Source organism: Acinetobacter sp. ANC 5600, from assembly GCF_002018395.1.
In the GTDB taxonomy this organism is placed as follows: domain Bacteria; phylum Pseudomonadota; class Gammaproteobacteria; order Pseudomonadales; family Moraxellaceae; genus Acinetobacter; species Acinetobacter amyesii.
This window is the reverse complement of the sequence record NZ_MVKW01000006.1, coordinates 93,266-119,458: the sequence shown is the minus strand read 5'-3', so window position 1 is coordinate 119,458 and position 26,193 is coordinate 93,266. Positions and strand designations below refer to the sequence as shown.

Sequence of the window (26,193 nt, the reverse complement as noted above, 5' to 3'; positions counted from 1 at the left end):
GTAGTCGCCTCTTTTTTTTGGGTGGAGGAATCAGAACTTTTCTAGATGAGCCATATTCCACATACGGAAATAGAAGTTTTCTTCATCTTTATTTTCACAGCTGAGTAACTCCCCATCTTTTAACCAAAAATGTAGCTGTGCATAGTTTTTAATTTCACGGTTATTAATCCGCTGCGCTAGATGGTGCGCACGGATATCGGATGGATGTTGTAAACCTGCTGAGGCAATAAGTTCAGATAAGCCATGCAAGGTATTTTTGTGGAAATTAAAAACACGTTCTGCTTTGGTCGGAACATGGATGGCTTTTTGACGGTCTTTGTCTTGTGTCGCAACGCCAACTGGACATTGGTTGGTATGACAGCTTTGAGCTTGAATACACCCAACTGCAAACATAAAGCCACGAGCTGAGTTGACCCAATCTGCGCCAATTGCCATGGTACTGGCAATATCAAAAGCACTAATAATTTTACCACTGGCACCGACTTTAATTTTTGAACGTAAGCCTGCACCAATCAGGGTGTTATTAACAAAGAGTAGGCCTTCACGCAGTGGCGTACCCATATTATCGATCAATTCAATTGGCGCTGCGCCAGTCCCACCTTCAGAACCATCCACTACGATAAAATCAGGTGTAATCCCTGTATGTAACATGGCTTTTACGATACTCATAAATTGCCATGGTTGCCCGATACACAGTTTAAAACCCACAGGTTTGCCTTCTGACAGTTCGCGCAATTGCTGAATAAATTGCATCATTTCAATAGGGGTGCTAAAGGCAGGATGACTAGATGGAGAGATACAGTCATGTTCACGGCTGACACCACGGATTTGAGCAATCTCTTCGGAAATTTTGTCTTTAGGTAAAATGCCACCATGGCCTGGTTTTGCACCTTGAGATAATTTGATCTCAATCATTTTGACTTGAGGGTGCTTGGCTTGTTCAGCAAAACGTACAGGGTCGAATTGACCATCAATCGTACGACAACCGAAATAACCACTACCGAGTTCCCAAACAATATCGCCACCATTTTCCAAATGATACGGACTAATACTGCCTTCACCGGTGTCATGGTAGAACTTGCCCATTTTTGCGCCTAAGTTTAAGGCACGAATGGCATTGGCACTTAAGCTACCAAAGCTCATCGCAGAGATGTTTAATATCGATGCGCTATACGGTTGCTTACATTGCTCATTGCCGATATTAATACGGAAAGTTTCAGGAATGGCAGGAATGCAAGGTGACAAGGAGTGATTGATAAAGCGGTAATCATTTTGGTAAACATCAACAATTGAACCAAATGGTTTATCTGCATTTTGGTTTTTTGCACGTTGATAGACCAAGCTACGTTGCATACGAGAAAAGGGCAGTGCATCTTGATCAGATTCAATAAAATATTGGCGAATTTCAGGTCGAAATTCTTCAAATAGAAAACGAAAGTGCCCCATGATGGGGTAATTTTTTAAGATCGAATGTTTGTTTTGTATGACGTCATACAAACCCAATAAGCTTAAAAGCCCAGTAATGACCCAGATACTATTCAATAAGGTTTGTGGAATAAAATATTGAATATAACGAGGGGAATAACCTAAATGAAAACTCGAAATGAGTAGGAAGATAAAAATACAAGCAAACCAAATTGAATGCCGAGAAAAAAAAGTATTTAGTAGCTTGTGGCGAATAGTTTGCGCTGGACTGGCCATATTTTGAAAAATCTTATTCAGCTCATTTGCTCATAATTTGCCGAGTTTATGCACAATGCTCAAGCTTTAATTTGTTGATTCAGTGTAGCATTTATAAAAAACAACATTGAAGTTGGATGAATTTTTCATTTAAAGCCAAATCAGATAAGAAAAGCAGGAATCTTCTTTAAGAAAATTTGTGAAAAGCAGCGCGGTTCTTGTTATTTCACAGTACGCAAAATGGAGGTTAAAGTGATTTTACTTTCTAAACACGAGGTGCTGAATATGACTATGAAATCTATTCGTTATAATAATGCCGACCTAGCCTGCCTATGTCAGTAATTGATTATAGCCATGAGAAATTAGCGCTATGGCATAAGGTATTCAGCAGATACTTATGCTGTAGTTCCTTTGACCTAAACGACTAAAATTACAAAAATATTCTAAGAAATTATCCAGTCCCAGCGTTGGGACTTTTTTATGTGTTGATAATTTAAGTGAAAATCTAAGCAAAAAATTAAGTGCTAAATATTTATTATGAAATAAAAGTTGCTACCTCAAATTTAATATTTCAGGTAGCAGAAAGTCTGAGATCGGTTTAGTCATTGCGTTGTTGTACAACCATAGCGACTTCTTCAGGTTCAATTTTCTGAATCTTTTTACCAAAACTACGCAGCCACCATGTTAACTGAGAGGTAAAAGGTACTGTTGCACTAACTTCCACCCAGCCATCTTCGGTTTTTTGAATCACTTGATCTTTACTTAGCTGACTTTCTTCAAAATAAACAGCCTCTGCTTCAGACATGGTTAATTTGAGCTGAATCATTTCAGTCGGCTTATTGAAGTCCACACGGAAGCCAAGCGCTCCAGAGTCAATATAGGCATCGATATCAAAATCGACAGGGTGTAATGCACGTGAATTTAAGACCGTAGCAGATTTAAAACGATGTAAAGCAAAGGTTTGGATGTCTGTTTTGTCATGACGTGTGCAAACCAAATAGATAATTGCACCTTTTTGGACCAAAGCCAGTGGATTTAAAATATAGGTCTTTTCTTCACTTTGTTGTCCACGACCTTGATACAGACATTCAAGTTGTTTGTCTTGTAGTAAGCCTTCATAAATTGATTGCTGTGCAGCTTTTTCAACCACAGGAGGAATCAATGGCTGAGTTGCTGGCACGATTCGCACGCGGTTAATCCACTGACGGACATTATTTTGTGACGACAGGCTCCGACGTGCGAGGTCAAACCAAGGATTCATTTCTTCAATTAAGCTCGGTGGAAGCAAATGTTTTAAGTGCTCCTCAACCATCATAAAGGTGACCGCTTGTGAACTAGTCATATGAGGCAAGCTTTGAATTGGTGCATCGGAACGCCAACGCCAGCCTTGTGGAGTTGTTTTACTACTCTCAATTGGGAAACGCAGAGAAATTTGATTTAAGTCACGCTGAATAGTGCGTAGGCTGATATCAATGCCTTCACGGTTCAGTATTTCTTGTAATTCACGCGTACCCATCCACTTACCTGTGGACAGTCGTGAAAGAATTTGCCACTGACGATAGAGGCTGTTCGACGTTTCTTTTTCTTGTGAAGACATAATCTAGTGCTTGAACTTGGACTTAAATGAATAAAATGATGCTGTGGGACACAATAAGAAATCTTCCTGCGTTAAGCAAGTCTTCATCTGAAAAAACTAAGATGATTTTAATAACGCAATTTGACACAACTTGAGCAGTTACATGCTGTACCACTTTGCAAAAATGATGCATAAATAATCAAAGAGAAGCAGCATATGTATTGATGGCATATATATTGCTTTATCTAGTTCATAAAACATGACAAAAACATGGAGTTGCTATGCTGAAAGAAAATCGTAATACAACTTCAAATGGAATTGAGGGTTATGAGGCAAAGTTGGTTAATACTTCTGTCTCTACATTAAAAACTTTACCACTTGCTCGAGGACATGCGCTGTTTAATCAATTCAATTCGGATTTTTTTAATGAAATGCGCGACAGCAAAACGGTAGCTAAAGAATCATGCCAACGGATAGAGCAGTGGTTATCACAGCATACGCTTGATGAATTGAAGCAACTAAATCAGGTTGCAAAACAACATTTTCTCTATGAAGGCATTACTTTTACAGTGTATGGCGAAGATGAGGGCATTGAACGCACCATACCTTATGATCTTATTCCGCGTGTGATTGCACGAAAGGAATGGAATAATTTATCACTGGGCTGCGCACAGCGCGTGAAAGCTCTCAATCTGTTTTTACATGATGTCTACCATCAACAAGATATTTTAAAAGCAGGAATTATTCCTGAACTGCAAGTCTTAACGCATGAAGCCTATTTGCCACAAATGTATATGCATGGGCTAAAAGGTAAAATTTATAGCCAAATCAGTGGTATTGATATCATACGTAATCAATCAGGCGAATTTTACGTCCTTGAGGATAATCTTAGAACACCGTCGGGTGTGTCATATATGCTAGAAAGCCGTAAGATCAGTCAAAAACTGATGCCTGAACTTTGCCAGCAAAGCAACATCATGGAGATTGAGCAGTATCCGCAGCTTTTACGTGAAATTCTTGCAGAAAATGCCTACGTCGATAACCCGTTTATCGTGGTTTTAACCCCAGGGCGTTTTAACAGTGCGTATTATGAACATGCCTTTTTGGCAAGGGAGATGGATGTACCCTTAGTGACATCGCGTGACCTTTATGTAGAAAACGATAAGGTTTATGTGAAAACCATCAAAGGTCGACAACAGGTTGATGTAATTTATCGTCGTGTGGATGATGCTTTCCTCGATCCATTATGTTTCAAACCTGACAGTACTTTGGGCGTAGCAGGGCTCATGTCAGCGTATATGCAACATAATGTGGTCATTGCAAATGCACCGGGAACAGGCGTAGCAGATGATAAATCGATTTATCCTTATGTGGATAAAATGATTCATTTCTATTTAGGTGAACAAGCGATCCTGAAAAATGTGCCGACCTATCAATGTCGTGAGCAGAACGACTTGGACTATGTGCTGTCGAATATCGAAAAATTGGTGGTCAAAGAAGCACAGGGTTCAGGTGGATACGGCATGCTGATCGGTCCGCAAGCCTCTTTACAAGAATTAAATAGCTTTAAAGATAAAGTGGCCGCAGCACCACATTTATATATTGCACAGCCGACTTTAAATTTATCTGTTAGCCCCACCCTAAGTGAGGCAAGTGTTTCGGAACGCCATATTGATCTGCGTCCATTTGTATTGAGCTCTCCATATCGAACTGAGATTGTACCGGGTGGCTTAACTCGTGTTGCAATGCAAGCAGGTTCATTGGTGGTGAATTCTTCGCAAGGCGGCGGGATTAAAGATACATGGGTTGTAGACGATTTACGCTCATAGCACTTCAGTGAAGGAGCAAAACATGATTTTATTAAACAGTAATGCAGAACATATTTTTTGGTTGGGACGTTATTTAGCACGCACTCAATATTTATGCAGTATTTTTCCATTTCAAGATGTCGATATGGCATTGAACTATGCACATGCTTTTTGTTTACCAGCCTTCGATGTCGACTCAATGAATGAATTGGTTTTAAATGCAGAGCAACCGGCGTCATTTTACAGCCAATTTAAATATGCGCAAAGTAATATACAGGACTTAAGGGGTGTACTTTCAGCAAAAAGTTATGCAGAACTCAGCCGTTTAATTCGTAATGCGAGTGATAACCCGGGTTATATCTGTGACGTGGTAACAGATTGCCAAGATGTTTTAGAGTCCGAATCTGAAGATGTATTTTTATTTTTTAGTTTAGGACAAGCCATAGAGCAGCTTGATCGCCAGTTACGCATGCAGCAGGAGATTCAATACACCCTAGCGAAGATTGAACATATCGTAATCGCTTTGGTTCAGTTTGGCTGGGAAAGCGTGCAAGAGGCATGGCAGGCACTAAAGCAACAACCGAATAGCCAAAATTTTTACCATTTCAGTGATCATATCCAAAATATGTTTGAGGTGGCTGTATGAGGCTCATGATCAACCATCAGACCCATTATGTTTACACTGATGTGGTTAGCAGAAGCATTCAATATATCAAAATGACCCCATCCACTAATGCGCATCAACAGGTGCAAAATTGGGATGTGAGTGTGCCGGGGCAACGTGATATGCAATTGGATACTTTTGGTAATGTGTGGTTGACCACAACGCAGCGCGAACCTTATCTGCAAATGACCATTATGGCGCAGGGCATCGTAGAGATGAATTTGAGTTCAAATGATTCAAATGCGGATGATTTAAACCCGAAATTGTTTTTACAGCCAACACCGAGTACGCAATGCGACATTTATATGAAAAGTTTTGCCGATTGTTATGTCCCTCGTATCAATCGTGTCAATCTAATTCGTTTGGCTGAAGCGATCTTGGCGCATATTCCCTATGTTTCGAATCAGACATCTGTACATACTTCTGCAATAGATGCTTTTCATTATAAGCAGGGGGTATGTCAGGATCATACTCATGTCATGATCGCAATGTGTCGCTATTTGGGTATTCCTGTACGATATATTTCTGGGTATTTATTTGTACCGAATAGTAGCCATCTTGCTAGTCACGCTTGGGTAGAAGTCTATATCGAAAATAAATGGTATTGTTTTGATGTAAGTAATCAGCTATTTACACCACAATCACATATTTATGTCGCGATTGGGCGGGATTACTGGGATGTAGCTCCTGTTCGAGGTGTTCGTGATAAAGGTGGTATTGAGTCTATGAGCTCAATTGTACAAGTGTTGAGTTGTTAATCTTAGAGGGATAAAAATGACCTATTGTTGTGCATTACGATTAAAAGATGGCATGGTATTTGTCAGTGATACACGTACAAATGCAGGAGTTGACCATATTTCAGTTTTTCGTAAACTTTATACCTTTGGTGTTGCGGGTGAGCGATTTATTACCATCCAAACCTCTGGGAATTTAGCTACTACACAAGCGGTCATCGGGCATTTACAAAATAGACTAGAAGTCAAACAAGAGCCGAATCTATATAGTGTAAATACGATGTTCGAAGTGGCTGAATTGGTCGGGCATACCTTAAAAAAAGTTATCTCTGATGTCACCTCAGATATTTTAGAACAAAGTAATTATTACTGTAGTTTATTAGTAGGTGGTCAAATTGGTAGCGCTGATATGCAGCTATATAATATCTATCCGCAAGGTAATTTTATTTGTGCGACACCGGATACCCCATATTTTCAAATTGGAGAAAGTAAATATGGTAAGCCGATACTTGACCGAACTTTGCGTTACGATATGCCACTCGATGAAGCAATGCGTTGTAGCTTAATTTCTTTTGATTCAACGATACGTTCGAATGTGTCTGTAGGTATGCCTTTAGATGCTTTGGTTTATAAAAAGGACAGTTTAGAAATACCAAATGGTAAGCGCATTTATGAAGAAGACCCATACTTCACCATGATCAGTAAAGGCTGGTCAGAAGCATTGCGTCAGGGCTTAATCGAATTGGCAAAACCAACAGCTGACTATTTTCAATAAGGATTTGATCAACGAATAGATCAATTAAAAAAAGCGAGATAAAAAAAGCCCAGATTTGATCTGGGCTTTGTGATTTGGCTAATTAAGCTAATTTACGTACAGGGCGCGCGCTCATACGGCATAATAATTCATAGCCAATGGTTCCGTTCGCTTCTGCAACGTCATCAACTAAACGGTCTTTACCCCAAAGCTCGACTTCTGTGCCTATGGGTGCATTTATACCAGTGATATCAATCGCAATCATATCCATGGCAACACGACCAATCACACGTGTTTTCTGTCCTTGAATAGATACATAGTTTTGTTTAGGGAAGGCGCGTGGATAACCGTCGCCATAACCAATCGAGACAATCGCAAGATTCATTTCTTGCTCTGCAACAAAAGTCGATCCATAACCCACAGATTCACCAGCTTGAATGGTATTTAAAGCAATAACTTCAGCGGTAAAGGTCATCACCGGTTTAAGATCTAAGGCTTCTACAGAACGGTCTGCGAAAGGTGTCGCGCCATATAGCATGATGCCTGGGCGAACAAAATCAAAATTCAGTTCTGGCCATTTGAAAATCGCAGCCGAATTACAGCACGAACCCATGATTGGCGCACAAGCTTCTTTTACGTGTAAGAATTGTTCACGTTGTTGGTCATTTAAAGGATGATTTTCTGCGTCTGCATTGGCAAAGTGCATCGCCAGTACGCAAGTAAAACCTTCCGCCTTTAATGCATTGATAACATCAATAATTTCAGGCACTTTAAAACCTAAACGGTTCATACCGCTGTTGAGTTTAACCCAAACTTTCAGACCTTGAGCGATATAGGCCTCTTTATGCTCACGTAACCAATCTAGTTGTTGCTGATGATGCACCACACATTCAATTTTTTTATCGATGATAATTTGCATTTCATCATCTGAAAAAATTCCTTCAATGAGTGTAATTGGCTGTTCATAACCCAGTTCGCGAATTTCTAATGCTTCTTCTAGGCAGGCAACACCAAAGGCATCACTGTCTTTTAAGGCTGCTAAGCAGTCTTTAACTCCATGTCCATAAGCATTAGCTTTCACCATACTTACAATTTTAGCGGTTGGGGCAAGTTGTTTGACACGGTTTAAATTATATTGAAGTGCTTGTTGATCAATATAAACTGTAGCTTGGCGCACCCTAAATACTCCTACAGGGTCGATGAATTAATGGATGATAAAGAGTCTTTACTCTTCATCATCATACTGAGCATAAAACTCAGGGGAGAGGTTACTAAATTTGGTGTATTGACCTTCGAAGGCAAGACGCACAGTACCAATTGGACCGTTACGCTGTTTACCAATAATAATTTCTGCAGTACCTGCTTCTTTAGACTCTTTGTTATAAACCTCGTCGCGGTAAATAAACATGATCAAATCGGCATCCTGCTCGATTGCACCCGATTCACGTAAGTCGGACATCACTGGGCGTTTATTAGGACGGTTTTCCAGTGATCGGTTCAACTGTGACAGTGCAATTACTGGGCAGTGCATTTCTTTAGCCAGTGCTTTTAAGCTTCGGGAAATTTCCGAGATCTCGCCAACACGGTTATCGCCCATACCGGGTACTTTCATAAGCTGCAAGTAATCGACCATGATACAGCCAAGTTTACCGCCATGCATTTTGGCAATTCGGCGCGCGCGGGCACGTACTTCCGTTGGAGGTAGTGCAGACGAGTCATCGATATACAAATTCTTTTCTTGGAGATGCACAATGGTACTGGTCACTTTTGACCATTCATCAGCATCCATTTTACCTGCACGCAAATGCCCTTGATGTACACGACCGAATGATGAAATCAAACGCATCGCAATCGAATCCGCGGGCATCTCCATAGAGTAAACTAGAGCGGGCAGGTTATTATTAAACAGCACACTTTCAACCAAGTTCATGGCGAAAGTGGTTTTACCCATCGATGGACGGGCCGCCACAATAATCAAATCGCCTGCTTGCATACCTGAGGTTTTATTATCTAGTTCAACAAATCCAGTGGTTAAACCCGTGATACTGCCTTCAGTTTGTGAAAGTTCATTCAACTTATCAAAAACACTAGCAACGACAGAGTTAATAGCTTTAGGGCCTTGTGCTTTGGCGTTGTTGTTGTGTTGCTCGGCAATCGAGAAAATATTGGTTTCTGCGAGATCTAAAATTTCACTGACCGTACGACCTTTGGTGTCATAGGCATTTTGTAAAATTTCTGAGCTGACTTTAATCATGCTGCGTAAAGTGGAAAATTCTTTAATTTTTGCAGCATAAGTTTCAAGGTTATAGAAACTTGAAGGTGAATCTGACATGAGTTGCATCAGATATTCTTCACCACCTGCAGCATCGAGCAAGTTTTGTTTAATCAGCCAGTCATTGACCAAGACCGCATCATAAGGAGAGTTATCTTTTGATAGCTGGTCGATGGCACGGAAAATATATTTATGACGGGTCGCATAAAAATCAGCTTCAGTCAGTACATCACCCACTTGCTCAAAAGATTCTGCAACGGTCATCAGTGCAGCAAGCACGGCTTGTTCAATCGCAAGGTTATGGGGTGGGGTACGAAACTCTTTCAACGAACTTTGTTCTGTGGTTTTTGCTGTTGGCGTAGAGTTTGGCTTGCTGGCATTCGCCTGTGACATAAAAATCCCTGATGCTGAAACCATTTAATGTGATGGAAATGGGTGCTAATTACAGTTTTTTCAACTCTTCATTGAACTGAAATGATAGGCGTTTTCTACAGAAATGCGAACAAGTATTTCCGATTAATTCGTCATACATTGAATTGAATGAAGAGTTAAAAATATAAAAAAGTTGGAGCACTATTTTTTACAGATAAAAAAAGAGCATGCGTAAGCATGCTCTTTTCTTTGCAAGAAATTACTCAGCTACGATAGTAACTAGAACTTCTGCAACAACATCATGATGCAATTGGATTGCGATGTTGAATTCACCAGTGTTGCGAAGCGCACCATTTGGTAAACGAACTTCTGCGCGGTCTACAACAAGACCAGCATTAGTTAACGCGTCAGCGATGTCACGAGTACCGATAGAACCGAATAGTTTACCTTCGTCACCAGCTTTAGCAGTGATCACGATGTTAACTTCGTTCAATTGGTCAGCACGTGCTTGAGCAGCAGCTAATACTTCAGCTTCTTGTTTCTCAAGTTCAGCACGACGAGCTTCAAATGCAGCAGTGTTAGCTTCAGTAGCAGCAACTGCTTTACCTTGAGGGATAAGGAAGTTACGGCCGTAACCAGCTTTAACTGAAACTTTATCGCCTAATTTACCAAGGTTTTTAATGCGTTGTAATAAGATAATATCCACAGCTCAACCTCACTTATGATTGTCAGTGTAAGGGATCAAAGACAAGTAGCGAGCTTGTTTGATAGCAAGCGCTAATTGACGTTGGTAACGAGCTTTAGTACCTGTAATACGGCTAGGAACAATCTTGCCGTTTTCAGTGATGTACTGTTTTAAAGTGTCGATATCTTTGTAGTCGATGTACGTAACGTTCTCAGCTGTAAAGCGGCAGAACTTGCGACGACGGTAAAAACGTGCCATGTTATGTTCTCCTTATGCTTCAGCAGAGTCTTGAGCTTGTTGTGCTTCTTCACGTTGAGCTTTACGCGCACGTTTTTCTTCAGCACTCTTAGCCAATAGTGACTCTTCAGTGATAGCGTTTTCACGACGGATGATAAGGCTACGAATGATTGCATCGTTGTAACGGAACAATTCTTCTAGCTCATCAAGAGTAGTTTGACCACACTCAACATTCATAAGAATGTAGTGAGCTTTGTGGATCTTGTTGATTGGGTAAGCCAATTGACGACGACCCCAGTCTTCAAGACGGTGGATTTGACCTTCAGCTTCTTTGATGTGAGTTAGGTAACGTTCTACCATACCCACAACTTGATCGCTTTGGTCTGGATGTACCAATAGTACGATTTCGTAGTGACGCATTGTCAGCTCCTTACGGTTTAGGCAGCCCCAATCATTAATTGATTGAAGCAAGGAGTCACAACCAAAGTTGTGTCGCAAAGTTTGCGAAGCGTGAATTTTAGAGCGTTTAGGTTTGAAATACAAGGCATGGATTTAAAATGCTTGAATTATTTATGGTTTAATTCGGTTTTTCACTGCGCAATAAAAATACCACATAACCTTTAAAATAAGGATCTTGCGCTAAATGTGCAGGTGCTTGCCAAAGCCCGTTTTGTACAAGACCAATTTTATAGGGGAGTTTTAATTTTGAGACTTTATTTAAATAAAGCGTATAGTTTTTAATGGTGTGGCTGCCTTGATAGGTCTGTATAGCAATCTCATCAATATTTTGAGCAAGTAATTTTAAGGTTTGCTGATCCTGAACATTGGTCCAATCCATTAAACCCGTAATGCTTAAACGATATTTTTGAGGCATTTTCTTTCGTATCTTTTCAAGGAATACCGCATATCGATGGATATTTTGTGTCTTTGCATCAAAATCAATTTGTAAGCCTTGAATCTGATTGCCATTTTTTCCCAATTTTTAAGCCGCTGCAAAATTTGCTGAATATTGTTATTTGACCATTGTAAATGATGGCTACGGATTACAATCCAAATTTTCTGCTGTGGTTTATGGAGGACTTGAATACCTTGTGGGATAAACTCGGATTGCTTTAACGGTTTATTCCAATTCATTTCACCTTGTAAAATATAGAGCTCCGTGGCTTGCTGTAAGTAGGGGCTACTAGAAATATTGCCCCAAATCCAAAAACTTGAATAATGTGCTGTATTAACACGTTGCTGTATTTCGGTGTGAGCTTGTTGTGTATTTCCAGATTGGGCAGGTGAACAAGCGGAACACAAGACAATGCTCAATATGAACAAAAGTTCTAATGTATTTACCCGCCTCATCACCTGTAAAAGCATTGAAAATTACCAATAATATTTTAAGGATTTAGCCCAACTTGTTTCAGGATAATCCCGTTTGATTTGATCAAACCATTGTTTGCGTACAGACTTACTCACATCTTTGTCTTGGCATTCATTATTACCACTTGGTGCATAACATTGAATGGCACGGTACAGCGCATAAGCCGTTAATTCAGATTTTGTCCCTGTTTTAATAATATTTTTATATACATCTCCGCGTGCAAAATAACGACCTTTAAAACTTTGTGGCGAATCATCTGACTGATAGCTGAGATCGACCATGCTGTAGGCTTGTGAACTACGCGCATACTCACCTAAACACAATTGCAGGCTCAGGTCTTTCGGATTTGCTTGTAATTGTTTGGTCAATGTCGCTAAGTCAGGGCATTTGATTGAATTGCTCACAGTGATGCCTTTCCATAAGAAATTGGCAAATGGTGGTTGATAGCGATATTTCTCCGCAGTATTTTGCTCACTATTAAACTGGGCTGCATTAGTTGGTAATTCGGTATAGGCTTGATTAAATAAATCAAAATTTTGATAAGCCAGTGATTTGTTCAGTAAGGTATAAAGTGCTACATTTTTTTGATCCTGAGTCGCTGCATTATTTTTCACAACACTCACTAAGCTTTGTTCATTTGCAACTTCAACTAAATATTGTTGCTGCAAAAAAGCTTGTTTAATTTTTGCTGAGGGACCGATAAATTGTGCTGTATTTTGCTGCTGAGCATAGTAACGATACAGCATAAGTTCAGCCAAACCACGTTGTTCAGCTGTTTTGCTAATGGAAAGTAGATTTTCCCAATATTGCTGCGTTGTTTGATTTTGTCCACTTGCTTCCAAAATGCGACCTTTCAACATGACTTGGCTCAATTGAAGGTAGCTGCCTATGTTATTCGGCATTTGTTGGGGAAGGTATTTCAAGGCTTCTTGTGCTTTGTTTTGCACATAAAATAAGTGGTTCGCTTGCAAATACTGGAACAGTTCTGGCGCGTCTTTAAAATAATTTTTTTGTGCGTTTAATTCAGCCCAGGAAATGACAATATCATCGGAACTTTGTATTTTCCGCATGTGCATCAGATCATAGATAGTGAGGAAAAACGGATCTTTCAAATTTTTGACATTCAGACGCTTACTTTGAAATACATGACGATCTAATTCATAGGGTAGATTGGGCAGCTCTAAGTTATAAACGCTGGATTTAGGATTATTGATTTGCCATACGTATTCATAAATCAGCAAATCATGTTTTCCACTGAGCCAAAATCCACGTCTTAATAAACCGCGTGCACTTGCGGCATATTGACCTTGGGGATAGAGCTTAAAGTACTGGGTGATATTATTGAAAAAATTGGTTAATAAACTTTGGTTAAGTTTGTCATGATCTAAATCGCCATATTCACCTAAACCACTTTGATAAGCCTCATTTAAAGCACTTCGAATCAACATATATTGTGATGTTTCTTTCAGCCAAGGTTGATCCACATTAGTTAATACTGAATAAATCTTAGTCGCTGTGGAAAAGTTAGCATTGTAAAACGAAATTGTGGCGTTTAAATACGATGCATATTGGCGTGCAGATACTGACCAATTGGGATTTACGCTTAGCAAAGTTAGTTTATTGTCGCAATCATTAATTTTTGACGTTCGCGAATCAGGGTGTTTTTTTCACTACTTGAAAGCTTACTGTCTTTTTTGACTTGTTCAATAAAGGCTTGTGCGCCATTTTGAATGCTGTTGCAATGTTCGTTAAAACTTAGATCAGGTGTTTTTAAAGGTTTACGCGCATTCGGCAGTTTATTGCTGCTAGTGCTCATGATACTGGAAACTTCAAATGGAACTTTGCTGTAGCTAGTTCGCCAAAGTGTGGATTTATCTTCATGAATATTAAATTTGGCAATACCTAAATCGCTAAGCAACAGCAGCATGTTGGTTTGATTGTCATTTGCTGGTGTGAGCGCAGGGAGTTCATCGCATGCGGTATAAGCATTGGTTTGAATAAGTGTCGACGGTTCACAATAAATATCCATGCCTGCATGACTTTGCATACTAAAGAAAATACCGAATGGAATACTTGATGTGAAAAGGGCAGAGTGAATAAATTTTTTTTGATATGACATAAGGCACAGTTAATTATATTTGTGTGTGCAATGGTATCAAGTTGGGCTTAGGGTTTGAAGCTATTCATAAATAAAAAAGATAGAGTAAAACTCTATCTTTTTAAAAAAATACAATTGGCTTTAGAGGGGCAGTGGAAGTGAAACTAAAAATTAAACTAATCACTGTGATCAATTTGACTGAAAACATGAAATATTGTTTTGCCCAAATTTGATCATCTTCAGCTTTGAATCCTTGAATGGTTAAATAAATCCAATACAGACTTAAGGCATTCAGGACAATCATATAAATCCAATTCGCATAACCAAAAAAGAATAAACCGTTCATGGTGATGCAGAACAAAAACACATAAACCAAAGACTCAACTTTGGTACGGTGAATTGAACGAGCTACAGGTAAAATTGGAATACCTGCATTTTTGTAGTCATCAAATCGGTAAACAGCAATTCCCCAAGAATGAGGCATTTGCCAAAATGCATAACCAATAAAAATCAGTAATGCACCTAAATCAAACTGGTTTGCAACAGCCGTATACCCGATTACAGGTGGCGCTGCGCCAGAAAGACTGCCGATAATGGTTTGATGGATTGTTGTTCGTTTTGTCCATAAGCTGTAAAAACCAACGTATACGACAAAACCAATAACAGCAAAAAGAAAAGCGTAAGCATTTACCCAGAACCATAAAATGCTAAAACCAAATACACCTAAAACTAAAGCAAAAACTAAAGCAACAGGAATCGAGATTGATTTTTTAACCATCGCACGATTTTGTGTGCGTTGCATTTTTGAGTCGATGTCTTGGTCAATAACGTTATTAACAACACATCCAGAAGCGACCACAAAGAGGGTGCCTAAGAGGGTAAGAAGCAACAGAAGGAAATCTACAGAACCTTGGGCAGCTACAAAGTAGCCACCCAAAGCGGTAACAAAGTTACCAAAGAGAATTCCTGGTTTAGTCAGGAATAAATACTTTTTCAGCATGACGACCAGTTTAGATCATCATGTTGAAGTGAAGGTAGTTCATAATCCACACAGAACCTACTAAAAGGATAGCAATTGTGAGGATTGTATAAACAAATGCAATCACGTTCCAGCGTTGCTCTGAAGAAGAGTTCATATGCAGGAAGTAAACTAACTGAATAAGAACCTGAGCAACCGCAGTAATCGCGATTACGGCAACCAATAGACCGCGGCTAAAACCACCTGCCATTACCATACCGAATGGAATTACGGTAAGTAGAACAGAAAGGATAAAACCGATTGTATATTGTTTAACGTTACCGTGAGCTGCACCAGCAGAGTTATGATCGTGACTCATTAGATAACTCCCATCAAGTAAACAACGCTGAATACGCAGATCCAAACGATGTCAAGGAAGTGCCAGAACAAGCTTAGGCAAGCAAGACGACGAGTGTTTGGAAGTGTCAAACCATATTTCTTGATTTGGAACATCAACACAAGCATCCATACCAAACCAGAAGTTACGTGAATACCGTGCGTACCAACTAAAGTAAAGAACGCAGATAAGAACGCACTTGTGCTTGGGCCATGACCAGCATGAACTAAATGATTGAACTCATAAAGTTCCATGCCAATGAAGGCTGCACCAAATACCCAAGTAACTGCTAACCAAGTTAAAACTTGACCAACATTTTTCTTGTATGCTGCAAGAACAGCAAAACCAAAAGTTACAGAAGAGATAAGAAGGGCGAAAGTTTCAGTTAAAACGAAACCTAAAGATTCACCAAACAGCTCTTGTGCACTTGGCGTACCCACTGGAACGTGGCTACTTAATACAGCGAACGCGATGAAGAGTGTCCCGAAAAGAACCAAGTCACTCATCAAGTAAGTCCAGAAACCAAAGACAGTGATGTCAGTATCATCGTGATGATGATGTTCGTCATGTCCGTGGTTGTCGTGATGAAGTACTTCAGCCATTGTCTTAGTCCTTCTTCAAATGTTTTTCAAGAAGCGCGTAGCGTTCATTTTCAATACGTTCAACTTCTGCAGCTGGAACATAGTAGTCCACTTTCTTAGTGAAAGAAGAAACGATGAAGCTGATAATTGAAGCAATGAAAGTTACAACGACTAACCACCAGATATGCCAGATTAATGCGAAGCCCATAACTGTAATAAACATTGCAATTACGAAACCTGCCGCACGGTTTGTAGGCATATGGATGTCTTCGTATGTAGTTGGCTTAGCGTAAGCAACACCATTTTCTTTGTCAGTCCAGAAAGTATCAATACCATTGATCTTTGGAAGATAAGCAAAGTTATAGAATGGTGAAGGAGATGAAGTAGCCCACTCAAGAGTACGACCATCCCAGATATCGCCAGTAACGTCCATGTTGTCTTTGCGTTGAAGGAAACCAACAACGATTTGCATAACAAAACAGAAGATACCGATAGCAACCAATACAGAACCAAATAAAGCGATCGCTAAGTACGGATCCCATTCAGGGTTGTCATATGTATTCAAACGACGAGTCATACCCATGAAACCAAGGATATAAAGTGGCATGAATGCAAAGTAGAAACCGAAGAACCAGAACCAGAACGCTGCTTTACCCCAAGTTTCATTCAATTTCCAACCAAACATTTTTGGCCAGTAGAAAATGATACCCGCGAACATCGCGAACACTACACCACCAATAATTACGTTATGGAAGTGAGCGATAAGGAATAAAGAGTTGTGTACTAAGAAGTCCGCTGGTGGAACTGCCATTAATACGCCTGTTAAACCACCAATACCGAAAGTCACAAGGAAGCCAAGTGTCCAAAGCATTGGAGTTGTATAGGTGATGCGGCCCTTGTACATGGTGAATAACCAAGAGAAGATTTTCACACCAGTAGGGATCGCAATGATCATGGTCATGATACCGAAGAACGCGTTAACGTTGGCACCAGCACCCATTGTAAAGAAGTGGTGAACCCATACAACTAGTGAAAGAACACCAATTGCTACAGTTGCGTACACCATAGATTTGTAGCCGAACAACGCTTTGCGTGAGAACACAGCAGTAACTTCTGAGTAAATACCAAAAGCTGGTAATACCAAGATGTAAACTTCCGGGTGACCCCAAGTCCAAATCAAGTTTACATACAACATTGGGCTACCACCCATGTCATTTGTAAAGAAATGGAAGCCGAAGTAACGGTCAAGTGAAAGCATTGCAATAGTCGCAGTCAAAACTGGGAATGTTGCAACGATAAGCACTACAGTAACTAATGCAGTCCAAGTGAAAATAGGCATGTCCATAAGTTTCATGCCAGGCGCACGCATTTTGATGATGGTAACGAAGAAGTTAACACCAGTAAGAAGCGTACCTAGACCAGAAACCTGAAGTGCCCAGATATAGTAGTCTACACCTACACCTGGAGAGTATTCGATGCCAGAAAGTGGAGGGTAAGCCATCCAACCTGTTGCAGCGAATTCACCAATTGCAAGAGAAGCCATCATCAAGCCCGCAGCGCCGGCGAATAACCAGAAGCTAAGAGAGTTTAATAATGGGAATGCTACGTCACGTGCACCAATTTGAAGTGGTACAGCAACGTTCATTAAACCAACAACTAGACCCATTGCTACGAAGAAGATCATGATTACGCCATGGGCAGTAAAGATCTGGTCATAGTGTTCTGGGTGTAAGTAACCTTCACCGCCACCTTTTGCAAGGAACAGTTGAAGACGCATCATAATCGCATCGGCAAAACCACGCACAAGCATGACAATTGACACGAGGATATACATGATACCAATTTTTTTATGGTCTACAGATGTGAACCATTCGTTCCACAAGTAGCCCCATTTTTTAAAGTAGGTGATACCAGCAACAATTGCGATACCGCCAAGGATCATCATTGCAACAGTAACCAACACGATTGGGTCGTGTGGAATTGCATCTGGTCCTAACTTACCTAATAAGCTCATGTCTTATTCCCCTGCAACAGTCGCATGTTCAACGCCTGCATGAGCTTCAGAAGCAGCAGCTTCGTGTCCAACAGTAGCTGTATGATCAGCACCGTGGTAGTTGCTCATGTATTTGTTAATCACTGATTCGAACAATTTAGGTTCAACTGAAGAATAGTAAGTCACTGGGTGTGGCTTAGTAGGGTAAGGCTTCATTGCTTCAGCTAGAGCCTTCTCTTCAGGAGTAGTTGCTTTGGCAACTAAAACTTCGATCTGGTGTTTAGAACGGTTGCCGTCACGTAAGGTTGCAAATTCAGCTTGGTCTAAAACAGTTTTTTGAACCGCTTCAGGATTAACTGAAGAACCATTACCAGCTTTAACAGCAGAAACCCATTCAGCAAACTGAGCATCAGTCACAGCATGTGCACGGAAGCGCATTTGTGAGAAGCCATAACCTGAATAGTTAGAAGAGAAACCACGGAAGCCTTCAGCAGGACTAGTTTCATCAGCTAATAAGTTCAAGTGAGTTTGCATACCTGCCATAGCATAAATCTGACCACCTAACGCCGGAATGAAAAATGAGTTCATTGTGAAGTTAGATGTTAAACGAAGGCTTACAGGAGTTTTCTCAGGGAAGCGGATCTCGTTTACAGTCGCGATGCCTTGTTCAGGGTAGATGAAGATCCATTTAAATTGTTCAGCAATAACTTGAACAGTTAAAGGAGCTTTATCTGACTCGAGTGGACGGTAAGGGTCATACTTGTGGGAACCCCACCAAGTTAACCAAGCTAAAATAGCGATAATAATTACGGGAATACCCCAAACTACAACTTCAATTGCAGTCGAGTGTGCCCAAGTAGGTGCATAGTCTGCATCTTTATTTGACGCGCGATATTTCCAACCAAACCAAAGAGCCATAAGTGCTGATGGAATAACTACCAACAACATTAGGTAGATCGCAGTAAGCATGAGGTTTGACTGACCTTCAGCAACTGGACCTTTTGAGTTTAGAAGTACCATATCACCACCACACCCAGTTAAGAGTGCAGCGATCGCAGATAAAGACAATACAGCTAAAATTGTTTGTCTCATTTTACAACCTCGGTGAAGAGTCCCATTCCCTAATTTTTAAAATTGGGATAGCGAATAAAGTGTCGCATGATTGTGATTTTTCAGATATGAAAAAAAGTTCACAATGATGTGACACCGCTACGTTGTAGGGCATTATGCCTGATATCGGCAAACTAAGCTATACATAAAGATGCTTTAAATGACTGTATTAAAACCCTATTTTGTTGGTCGGGATTGTGTTTTTTTTATCTGAATTTTATTTTAATTTCAATGTAATGCACAAAAAAGGGATGAGAAATTCATCCCTCAATAAAAGTGAAAGTTATTGGTTTATTACCTTGGTTTTTGCTAACTTGTCATGCAAAGTTTGACGCTTTTTGCCGAAAATAAAAACGGAATCAATGATTGCGCTTAAAGGCATCGATAAAAAGTTCAGAAAAATAAATAAAACACTACGTAAAGTGAAGCCACGCATGAGGTTGACAGGTTGGCTAGTTTCGGCATCTACGATTTTAATTTTGGTGATTTTTTTACCAATACTTTGACCAGATTTAGCAATCAAATACGCTTGAATGAAAAGCATAATGAAGAGGTAAGCAAACATTGCAATCCAAGCTTGGTTGGGAAACATCTCAACCATTTGTGTTTGTAGTGCTTGTAAAACATTAGGGTCAGCATTTGGGGTCATCACAGCTTGCATAAACTGTTCATTTAGATTGGCAAATTGTGTCTTTTCACTTGGATTAAAAAATGCCGTTAAGATAAAAGTTGCCGGTATCCAAAGCAGTAAATCGACGATCTTAGCCAAAACACGTTTAGGAATACTTGCTAGGCTAGTTTGCAATTGTACAGCCTGAGGTTGTGTGTAGGTATTTGATGGCGTAGTTGTAGTTTGATTTGATTCGAATGCTGTCGGTGCTATATAACCTGCAGGCATATAAACCAACTGACCTTGAGTGAGTTCACCCAAAGCTTTCCATTCGGTCATACCTTGGTGCCAAACCAAGTCCGTGAGTAACACTTGTTGGCTCGCGAGCATTTGGTTAAGTTGTTCTAAGGTATAGGGACCAGCTTGTTGGTTATTTCGTGCCAAGTAAATCTGCATAAAACTAAAATCTCAAAAAACGTCTGTAAAAGTATAAATAAAAAAAAAGACCCACATGTGGGTCTTTTTTTAACACAGTTTATTAAGCTTGTTGAGCTTTTTCTTCAGAAAGGAAGAACCAAGTGTCTAATACTGAGTCTGGGTTAAGCGAAACAGACTCAATGCCTTGTTCCATTAACCATTTAGCTAGGTCAGGGTGATCTGAAGGGCCTTGACCACAAATACCTACGTATTTGCCAGCTTTACGACAAGCATGGATTGCCATAGAAAGAAGTGCTTTAACGGCTGGATCACGTTCATCAAATAGGTGAGAAACGATACCAGAGTCACGGTCTAGACCGAGTGTTAACTGAGTTAAGTCGTTAGAACCGATAGAGAAACCGTCGAAGTGTTCAAGGAACTGTTCAGCCAATAATGCGTTAGTTGGAAGTTCACACATCATGATCACTTTAAGACCGTTTTCACCACGTTTAAGACCGTTAAGCGCTAACAATTCAATAACACGTTTCGCTTCAGCAACAGTACGTACGAAAGGAATCATGATTTGAATGTTAGTTAAGCCCATTTCGTCACGTGCTTTTTTCAGTGCGCGGCATTCAAGTTCGAAGCAGTCACGGAAATTGTCAGACACATAACGGCTTGCACCACGGAAGCCAAGCATTGGGTTTTCTTCTTCAGGTTCGTATAACTTACCACCGATTAAGTTTGCATATTCGTTTGACTTAAAGTCAGACATACGAACAATCACTGGTTTGTCAGCAAACGCTGCAGCAAGTGTAGAAATACCTTCAACTAGTTTTTCAACATAGAATTCGATAGGAGATGCATAACCCGCAGTACGTGACATTACAGCAGCACGAGTTTCACGTGGTAGGCTGTCAATATTAAGCAATGCTTTAGGATGTACGCCGATCATACGGTTGATGATGAACTCAAGACGAGCAAGACCAACACCTTCGTTAGGAATTTGAGCAAAGTCAAATGCGCGGTCAGGGTTACCTACGTTCATCATAATTTTGAACGGAAGTTTAGGCATAGATTCGATAGAATTACGTTGGATTTCAAAGTCCAAAGCACCTTCGTAAATAAAGCCTGTGTCACCTTCAGCACAAGAAACAGTCACTTCTTGACCGTCAGTCAATACTTCAGTCGCATTACCACAACCTACGATTGCAGGAACACCAAGCTCACGTGCAATAATCGCAGCGTGACAAGTACGGCCACCACGGTTAGTGACAATCGCAGCTGCACGTTTCATTACTGGTTCCCAATCTGGGTCAGTCATGTCAGATACAAGTACGTCGCCGTCTTGAACTTTGTCCATTTCTTTGATCGAAGTCACGATACGAACGCGACCAGAACCAATACGTTGACCGATTGAACGACCTTCACAAATCACATTACCTTTTTGCTTAAGCAGGTAACGCTCCATTGTGCCCACGTTTTGGCGGCTCTTCACAGTTTCAGGACGTGCTTGAACGATATAGATTTGGCCATCATCGCCATCTTTCGCCCATTCGATGTCCATTGCTGAACCGTAATGGTTTTCAATGATCAATGCTTGTTTAGCAAGTTCTTGAAGTTCGTGGTCATTTAAAGCGAATTGTTGACGATCTGCTTTTTCAACGTCTACAACAACCACTGACTTACCTGCAGCACCTTCTTCACCATAAATCATTTTTTGGTGTTTAGAACCAAGGTTACGACGTAATACAGCGTGTTTGCCTGCATTTAAAAGTGGTTTAGATACATAGAATTCGTCAGGGTTTACAGCACCTTGTACAACCATTTCACCTAAGCCATAAGAAGCTGTGATGAAAACTGCGTCGCGGAAACCAGATTCTGTATCTAGTGTAAACATTACACCAGCTGCACCTGTTTCAGAGCGAACCATGCGTTGAACACCTGCAGATAACGCAACGACGTCATGTGCGAAGTTTTGGTGTACACGGTAAGAAATTGCGCGGTCGTTATAAAGTGAAGCAAATACTTCTTTAATCGCAATAAGGACGTTGTCGATACCACGGATGTTCAAGAAAGTTTCTTGTTGGCCAGCAAATGAAGCATCTGGTAAGTCTTCTGCTGTTGCAGATGAGCGAACGGCAACCGCGATATCAGGGTTGCCGTTTGAAAGAGCTGTGAAAGCCTCACGAATTTCTTTTTCAAGTTCAGCAGTAAGCGGAGTGTCTACAATCCATTGACGGATTTTTGCACCGGTTTCAGCAAGTGCATTTACATCGTCAACATTGAGTGCAGCAAGTTCAGCGTTAATTTTAGCGTTTAGGCCACTTTGCTCGAGGAATTCACGATATGCTTGAGCTGTAGTAGCAAAACCACCAGGAACAGATACACCAGCATTTGCTAGATGGCTGATCATTTCACCTAATGATGAGTTTTTACCACCCACGAGTTCTACGTCGTGTTTCCCTAATTTTTCTAGACCAATTACGCGCGCTTCCAAAGTTGTTACTCCACTTTTGCAGTATTAATCACTATCTTGGCATGAAATTATAACAAATTACTTAGCATTCTAAATTTACTAAGTGACAGTCATGTAAGATGGTTTACTATAAAGATTATATAGCACTAAGACAAATTTTGGAGGAGAATTTTAATGTCAGAAGGTAAACAGATTCAGCGTAGTGTTTTCTTTGTTTCGGATGGTACCGCGATTACCGCAGAAACACTTGGACACTCACTGTTAGCCCAGTTCCCTCATGTAGATTTTGACATTCATATTATTCCATATATTACCTCTGAAGAAGCAGCTACAAATGTGGTTGCAGAGATCAATCTTAGAGCGCAGCAAGACGGTCAAAAGCCTTTGGTGTTTGATACCCTTGTAGACCCGTATGTACGTGACATTATTAATACTGCAAATGCGATAAATCTTGATGTTTTTGAAGGGCTTATTAGTAAATTGTCGGACGAGTTGGGTACAGCTCCTACGACTTTAGTCGGTCAAACCCATGCAGTTACAGATTCTGAGTCTTATAAAGCACGTATTGATGCGGTGCATTTTGCTTTAGATAACGATGATGGGGCACGTACTCGTCATTATGATAAAGCAGATTTGATTTTAATTGGAGTATCACGTTCGGGTAAAACACCAACTTCAATCTATCTCTCTTTGCAATTTGGTATTCGTGTAGCTAATTATCCTTTGACAGAAGAAGATTTGGATGACAACCGTTTACCTGCAGTTTTACGTGAGCACAAACATAAGTTGTTTGGCTTGATGATTGATGCAGAGCGCCTTGTAGCAATTCGTTCAGAGCGTAAGGCCAATAGTCGTTATGCAAGTTTTAGTCAGTGCCAAATGGAACTACGTGCGATTGAAGGTATTTATATTTCTGAAGGAATCAAATACTTAAATGTGTCTGAAATGTCGATTGAAGAAATTTCAACACGTGTTTTACAAATGACCGGACTGAAGCGTCGCATTGGTTAAGTGTAAATTGAGCCACTTTGGTGGCTCTTCTGATAATAATAAATTACCGTATAAATTATATAAAAATAGTATTAATTTCTGGTTTGTCATACTTTTAATGAATGATAAATATTTAAGATATTGATGAAAATTTTCCTCAATATTTAGACTTAAATTTTAAGCAATTTTTGCATTCATTTGTGTACCAATTCGATAAATTTCTTTGCCTAAAAATTTATAAAATATGACCAAATTGACAGCACAAATCTTTTATAAAAATCCGTGTTTTGCTGTATCTTTATCTATGAATTAAGCCTGAATAATCCACTTGATATGAGTTGTGTAAATACAAGATTTAGCTGATATGGTTTAATATTTAATCAATTTTTCAAAAATACTGATTTAAATGCTAAAAAAATAGGCAGAAAATAGAATAAAAAATAATCAAACAGTTGCTTTTGGGTGCTAAATATAAAGAAATGGCACCATTTATCTAATTGATGTGAGTGAAAAATATTCAAATTGATAACATTCAGGCTTTAAAAGCTGATATGAAGTAATATTAAAATTGGATTTTTAGCTGTTATTTTCCTATTGAATATAGATTAGAACATAAGTAAATGTTGGCTGAACATGAGCATCGGTATAAATTTTCTAACTTACAGTTAAGGAGTAAATAGAGCTGTGTAAAAAAATAAGCACTGAAAAAATTATTGGTTTGAAATAAAGTTTTCATGAAGAATTGATCATAATTATTCCAAAATTACACCTCTATAAACTCGCTCTATCTGCAGGTGTAGTGCTGATGCATGATTTAAGTCTGAGAGCTGAAAAAGCATGTAGCACGATTAAAGCTATTTTCATTTATGGATTTTTAAGAATCCTTAGCCTTATCGAATGAAAGTATCCAATATAGTAGGGGAGTTACCAAAAGCCGCCAGAGATGGCTTTTGGTGTTGTGAGTTTTGATCAATCGGATAAATTATAGTAAATGTTATGTGAAAATCATTTCATTGTAATTACTTTTCTTCAGGCTGGTTAGATTCGCTGCGCACAATGACATCACACTCAAACGTATGCTCATCTAAAGCCGTGATTGAATTACTCTGAATTTTTGCAATTGGCCAAGTATTTAAGATGCAATTTGGCTGCTGTAATGCTGCATAATAATGATCAGATTTTAGGAAGGTTTTGTTTTGAATTGCGGTATTTGGACTGAGTAAATGTCTTAACCAATGGTTCGGCACTTGATCTTCTAAAAAGCGAATCGCCAAAATACTCTTAATACGATTGCTAAATAAACGTCGATTTTTTGCAATCAGTGGGTGCTGGATTAATTTATTCAGTAGACGTTCGGTGCGTGGTAAGACAAATTGCGGTTTGATTTGATAGACCATGATGTTATCTGCAACCTGACATAGATGGTGCAATTCAGAGACCACATGCTGATCTATCCCAATAATTGCGATTTTTTGCTTCTTAAAGTCATAATCTTTGATCTGTTCTGAACTGATGATCGTTCCACGAAAGTGTTCAAAATCCTCTAGATGATTATTAAAATTATGGTGGGTTGCATCCTGCTTGTTGGCCATATTTATTCCTTGTCTTTTGTTTTTTTAGTTGAGTCTTAGATAGGAATATATTCTGTGATGGGCCAGTCGGGGTAAAGCGTTTTTTCAGTCTGATGAGTCATACAATTTGTCTAGAATTGATTTGCTTGGCCCTTGTCATTTATACATTTCTAGGAGTGAACTGATTTTTTTATGCGTTGTAGTTCATTAACCGCTCAAGCAGATCGATAAAACAATGAGCGACCTGCATGAACAGCTTTTGAGATCTATAAATTTTGTGAGTTTTAAAGTGGTTCATCATCTGATGAGTTATAGTCAAGCTGACTCGGGGTTGAATGCTTAAGTTCGGGTTGGTCGGTATGTGTACGTAAATAGTCCATATCACGAATATTTTTTTGTACAGCAACTGCACCAAACAGACTCATTAGGAAAGCCATCATGTAAAAACCTTTTTCACTTAATGCCAGTTCAGCATTCCATAGACCAATGGCAAGAAGTACGAGGCAAATAATGACGGATGCCCAGCACAGTCCAAAGTAGATTGCAGTGACATGCATTCCTTCTAAACGGTCACGAATGATTTTTTGTAGTGAAACCGATGAAAATAATCCATAAAGCAATAAAATGAGATAAAAGCCTTTTTCATTCAACATCATATTTGCATTGAATAAACCTATGCAAAACACCACAGCGCCTAAGATCAGTGCACACCAACTTGCTGCGATAAATGCGGGTGTGGGTTTATTAATATATTGGCTCATCTGCTTATTTTTCTCTTTGTTTTGCTTATGTTTAATATTTATACAGCAATAAAAATGAGTAAAGCAATTATTTCGTT

22 protein-coding genes and 2 pseudogenes are annotated in these 26,193 nt (G+C 39.6%); 5 read left to right on the top strand and 19 right to left on the bottom strand.

Annotated elements, in window-relative coordinates; translation table 11 throughout:
- Window positions 1-30: 30 nt before the first annotated feature.
- Together B1201_RS13430 and B1201_RS13425 are read right to left on the bottom strand one after the other, a co-directional pair.
- On the bottom strand, window positions 31-1,701 hold the full coding sequence (locus tag B1201_RS13430) for an FMN-binding glutamate synthase family protein (RefSeq protein WP_078193977.1): 1,671 nt from the start codon (window positions 1,699-1,701) through the stop codon (window positions 31-33).
- A gap of 577 nt (window positions 1,702-2,278) precedes the next feature.
- On the bottom strand, window positions 2,279-3,277 hold the full coding sequence (locus B1201_RS13425) for a helix-turn-helix transcriptional regulator (RefSeq protein ID WP_078193976.1): 999 nt from the start codon (window positions 3,275-3,277) through the stop codon (window positions 2,279-2,281).
- 374 nt (window positions 3,278-3,651) lie between these two features.
- Here B1201_RS13425 and B1201_RS13420 point away from each other — a divergent pair.
- The 4 genes and pseudogenes from B1201_RS13420 to B1201_RS13405 all read left to right on the top strand — a co-directional run.
- Window positions 3,652-5,085: pseudogene (locus B1201_RS13420) on the top strand (circularly permuted type 2 ATP-grasp protein); the annotation flags it as partial.
- A 22-nt stretch (window positions 5,086-5,107) separates the two neighbouring features.
- On the top strand, window positions 5,108-5,710 hold the full coding sequence (locus B1201_RS13415) for a hypothetical protein (RefSeq protein ID WP_078193974.1): 603 nt from the start codon (window positions 5,108-5,110) through the stop codon (window positions 5,708-5,710).
- Complete coding sequence (locus B1201_RS13410) at window positions 5,707-6,486, top strand: transglutaminase family protein (protein WP_078193973.1); 780 nt, start codon at window positions 5,707-5,709, stop codon at window positions 6,484-6,486. Before B1201_RS13415 ends, B1201_RS13410 begins: the two co-directional genes overlap by 4 nt.
- Before the next feature lie 16 nt (window positions 6,487-6,502).
- On the top strand, window positions 6,503-7,237 hold the full coding sequence (locus B1201_RS13405; protein ID WP_078193972.1) for a proteasome-type protease: 735 nt from the start codon (window positions 6,503-6,505) through the stop codon (window positions 7,235-7,237).
- Window positions 7,238-7,319: 82 nt separating this feature from the next.
- On the opposite strand, the gene alr is transcribed toward B1201_RS13405, so the two are convergent.
- From alr to ppsA, 15 genes and pseudogenes are all read right to left on the bottom strand, one after another.
- A complete protein-coding gene (alr, locus tag B1201_RS13400) occupies window positions 7,320-8,393 on the bottom strand; it encodes an alanine racemase (RefSeq protein ID WP_078193971.1) in 1,074 nt (357 codons plus the stop codon).
- Window positions 8,394-8,441: 48 nt separating this feature from the next.
- Window positions 8,442-9,881: a replicative DNA helicase gene (gene dnaB, locus B1201_RS13395; RefSeq protein ID WP_078193970.1), complete on the bottom strand. Its 1,440-nt coding sequence runs from the start codon at window positions 9,879-9,881 to the stop codon at window positions 8,442-8,444.
- A 238-nt stretch (window positions 9,882-10,119) separates the two neighbouring features.
- Window positions 10,120-10,566 (bottom strand): 50S ribosomal protein L9, encoded by a 447-nt coding sequence (gene rplI / locus B1201_RS13390; protein WP_078188585.1) that lies wholly within the window; start codon window positions 10,564-10,566, stop codon window positions 10,120-10,122.
- 9 nt (window positions 10,567-10,575) lie between these two features.
- Complete coding sequence (gene rpsR, locus B1201_RS13385) at window positions 10,576-10,803, bottom strand: 30S ribosomal protein S18 (RefSeq protein ID WP_004278792.1); 228 nt, start codon at window positions 10,801-10,803, stop codon at window positions 10,576-10,578.
- A gap of 12 nt (window positions 10,804-10,815) precedes the next feature.
- Window positions 10,816-11,202, bottom strand: a complete 387-nt coding sequence (gene rpsF / locus B1201_RS13380; RefSeq protein ID WP_004696436.1) for a 30S ribosomal protein S6 — start codon at window positions 11,200-11,202, stop codon at window positions 10,816-10,818.
- Window positions 11,203-11,359: 157 nt separating this feature from the next.
- Window positions 11,360-12,147, bottom strand: a pseudogene (locus B1201_RS13375) (DUF3142 domain-containing protein).
- Window positions 12,148-12,153: 6 nt separating this feature from the next.
- Window positions 12,154-13,599: a hypothetical protein gene (locus B1201_RS13370; RefSeq protein WP_322853443.1), complete on the bottom strand. Its 1,446-nt coding sequence runs from the start codon at window positions 13,597-13,599 to the stop codon at window positions 12,154-12,156.
- 164 nt (window positions 13,600-13,763) lie between these two features.
- Window positions 13,764-14,270, bottom strand: a complete 507-nt coding sequence (locus B1201_RS17270; RefSeq protein WP_306670024.1) for a hypothetical protein — start codon at window positions 14,268-14,270, stop codon at window positions 13,764-13,766.
- 100 nt (window positions 14,271-14,370) lie between these two features.
- Window positions 14,371-15,249 carry a heme o synthase gene (gene cyoE, locus B1201_RS13365; protein WP_078193969.1) on the bottom strand — a complete coding sequence of 293 codons (879 nt, stop codon included), beginning with the start codon at window positions 15,247-15,249 and terminating at the stop codon, window positions 14,371-14,373.
- A 10-nt stretch (window positions 15,250-15,259) separates the two neighbouring features.
- A complete protein-coding gene (locus tag B1201_RS13360; protein ID WP_078188582.1) occupies window positions 15,260-15,586 on the bottom strand; it encodes a cytochrome o ubiquinol oxidase subunit IV in 327 nt (108 codons plus the stop codon).
- On the bottom strand, window positions 15,586-16,206 hold the full coding sequence (gene cyoC, locus B1201_RS13355) for a cytochrome o ubiquinol oxidase subunit III (RefSeq protein WP_078188581.1): 621 nt from the start codon (window positions 16,204-16,206) through the stop codon (window positions 15,586-15,588). The genes B1201_RS13360 and cyoC overlap by 1 nt, the downstream gene beginning before the upstream one ends.
- 4 nt (window positions 16,207-16,210) lie before the next feature.
- Window positions 16,211-18,199 (bottom strand): cytochrome o ubiquinol oxidase subunit I, encoded by a 1,989-nt coding sequence (gene cyoB / locus B1201_RS13350; protein ID WP_078193968.1) that lies wholly within the window; start codon window positions 18,197-18,199, stop codon window positions 16,211-16,213.
- A gap of 3 nt (window positions 18,200-18,202) precedes the next feature.
- Window positions 18,203-19,270: a ubiquinol oxidase subunit II gene (gene cyoA, locus B1201_RS13345; RefSeq protein WP_078193967.1), complete on the bottom strand. Its 1,068-nt coding sequence runs from the start codon at window positions 19,268-19,270 to the stop codon at window positions 18,203-18,205.
- A gap of 301 nt (window positions 19,271-19,571) precedes the next feature.
- The gene (locus tag B1201_RS13340) at window positions 19,572-20,354 is read right to left on the bottom strand and encodes an RDD family protein (protein ID WP_078193966.1); all 783 of its coding nucleotides are present in this window, start codon (window positions 20,352-20,354) and stop codon (window positions 19,572-19,574) included.
- A gap of 82 nt (window positions 20,355-20,436) precedes the next feature.
- Window positions 20,437-22,815: a phosphoenolpyruvate synthase gene (ppsA, locus tag B1201_RS13335; protein WP_078193965.1), complete on the bottom strand. Its 2,379-nt coding sequence runs from the start codon at window positions 22,813-22,815 to the stop codon at window positions 20,437-20,439.
- Window positions 22,816-22,968: 153 nt separating this feature from the next.
- On the opposite strand from ppsA, the gene B1201_RS13330 reads away from it, so the two are divergent.
- Window positions 22,969-23,805, top strand: a complete 837-nt coding sequence (locus tag B1201_RS13330) for a pyruvate, water dikinase regulatory protein (RefSeq protein ID WP_078193964.1) — start codon at window positions 22,969-22,971, stop codon at window positions 23,803-23,805.
- Window positions 23,806-24,803: 998 nt separating this feature from the next.
- On the opposite strand, the gene B1201_RS13325 is transcribed toward B1201_RS13330, so the two are convergent.
- The gene (locus tag B1201_RS13325; RefSeq protein WP_078193963.1) at window positions 24,804-25,376 is read right to left on the bottom strand and encodes a flavoprotein; all 573 of its coding nucleotides are present in this window, start codon (window positions 25,374-25,376) and stop codon (window positions 24,804-24,806) included.
- A gap of 263 nt (window positions 25,377-25,639) precedes the next feature.
- A complete protein-coding gene (gene yiaA, locus B1201_RS13320) occupies window positions 25,640-26,116 on the bottom strand; it encodes an inner membrane protein YiaA (protein ID WP_078193962.1) in 477 nt (158 codons plus the stop codon).
- Between the last annotated feature and the right edge of the window lie 77 nt (window positions 26,117-26,193).

Coding starts and splice junctions, on each gene's coding strand:
- B1201_RS13430 (WP_078193977.1), bottom strand. CDS start 1,701: ATGGCCAGTCCAGCGCAAACTATTCGCCACAAGCTACTAAATACTTTT.
- B1201_RS13425 (WP_078193976.1), bottom strand. CDS start 3,277: ATGTCTTCACAAGAAAAAGAAACGTCGAACAGCCTCTATCGTCAGTGG.
- B1201_RS13415 (WP_078193974.1), top strand. CDS start 5,108: ATGATTTTATTAAACAGTAATGCAGAACATATTTTTTGGTTGGGACGT.
- B1201_RS13410 (WP_078193973.1), top strand. CDS start 5,707: ATGAGGCTCATGATCAACCATCAGACCCATTATGTTTACACTGATGTG.
- B1201_RS13405 (WP_078193972.1), top strand. CDS start 6,503: ATGACCTATTGTTGTGCATTACGATTAAAAGATGGCATGGTATTTGTC.
- dnaB (WP_078193970.1), bottom strand. CDS start 9,881: ATGTCACAGGCGAATGCCAGCAAGCCAAACTCTACGCCAACAGCAAAA.
- rpsR (WP_004278792.1), bottom strand. CDS start 10,803: ATGGCACGTTTTTACCGTCGTCGCAAGTTCTGCCGCTTTACAGCTGAG.
- rpsF (WP_004696436.1), bottom strand. CDS start 11,202: ATGCGTCACTACGAAATCGTACTATTGGTACATCCAGACCAAAGCGAT.
- B1201_RS13370 (WP_322853443.1), bottom strand. CDS start 13,599: ATGTTGATTCGAAGTGCTTTAAATGAGGCTTATCAAAGTGGTTTAGGT.
- B1201_RS17270 (WP_306670024.1), bottom strand. CDS start 14,270: ATGTCATATCAAAAAAAATTTATTCACTCTGCCCTTTTCACATCAAGT.
- cyoE (WP_078193969.1), bottom strand. CDS start 15,249: ATGCTGAAAAAGTATTTATTCCTGACTAAACCAGGAATTCTCTTTGGT.
- B1201_RS13360 (WP_078188582.1), bottom strand. CDS start 15,586: ATGAGTCACGATCATAACTCTGCTGGTGCAGCTCACGGTAACGTTAAA.
- cyoC (WP_078188581.1), bottom strand. CDS start 16,206: ATGGCTGAAGTACTTCATCACGACAACCACGGACATGACGAACATCAT.
- cyoB (WP_078193968.1), bottom strand. CDS start 18,199: ATGAGCTTATTAGGTAAGTTAGGACCAGATGCAATTCCACACGACCCA.
- cyoA (WP_078193967.1), bottom strand. CDS start 19,270: ATGAGACAAACAATTTTAGCTGTATTGTCTTTATCTGCGATCGCTGCA.
- B1201_RS13340 (WP_078193966.1), bottom strand. CDS start 20,354: ATGCAGATTTACTTGGCACGAAATAACCAACAAGCTGGTCCCTATACC.
- B1201_RS13330 (WP_078193964.1), top strand. CDS start 22,969: ATGTCAGAAGGTAAACAGATTCAGCGTAGTGTTTTCTTTGTTTCGGAT.
- B1201_RS13325 (WP_078193963.1), bottom strand. CDS start 25,376: ATGGCCAACAAGCAGGATGCAACCCACCATAATTTTAATAATCATCTA.
- yiaA (WP_078193962.1), bottom strand. CDS start 26,116: ATGAGCCAATATATTAATAAACCCACACCCGCATTTATCGCAGCAAGT.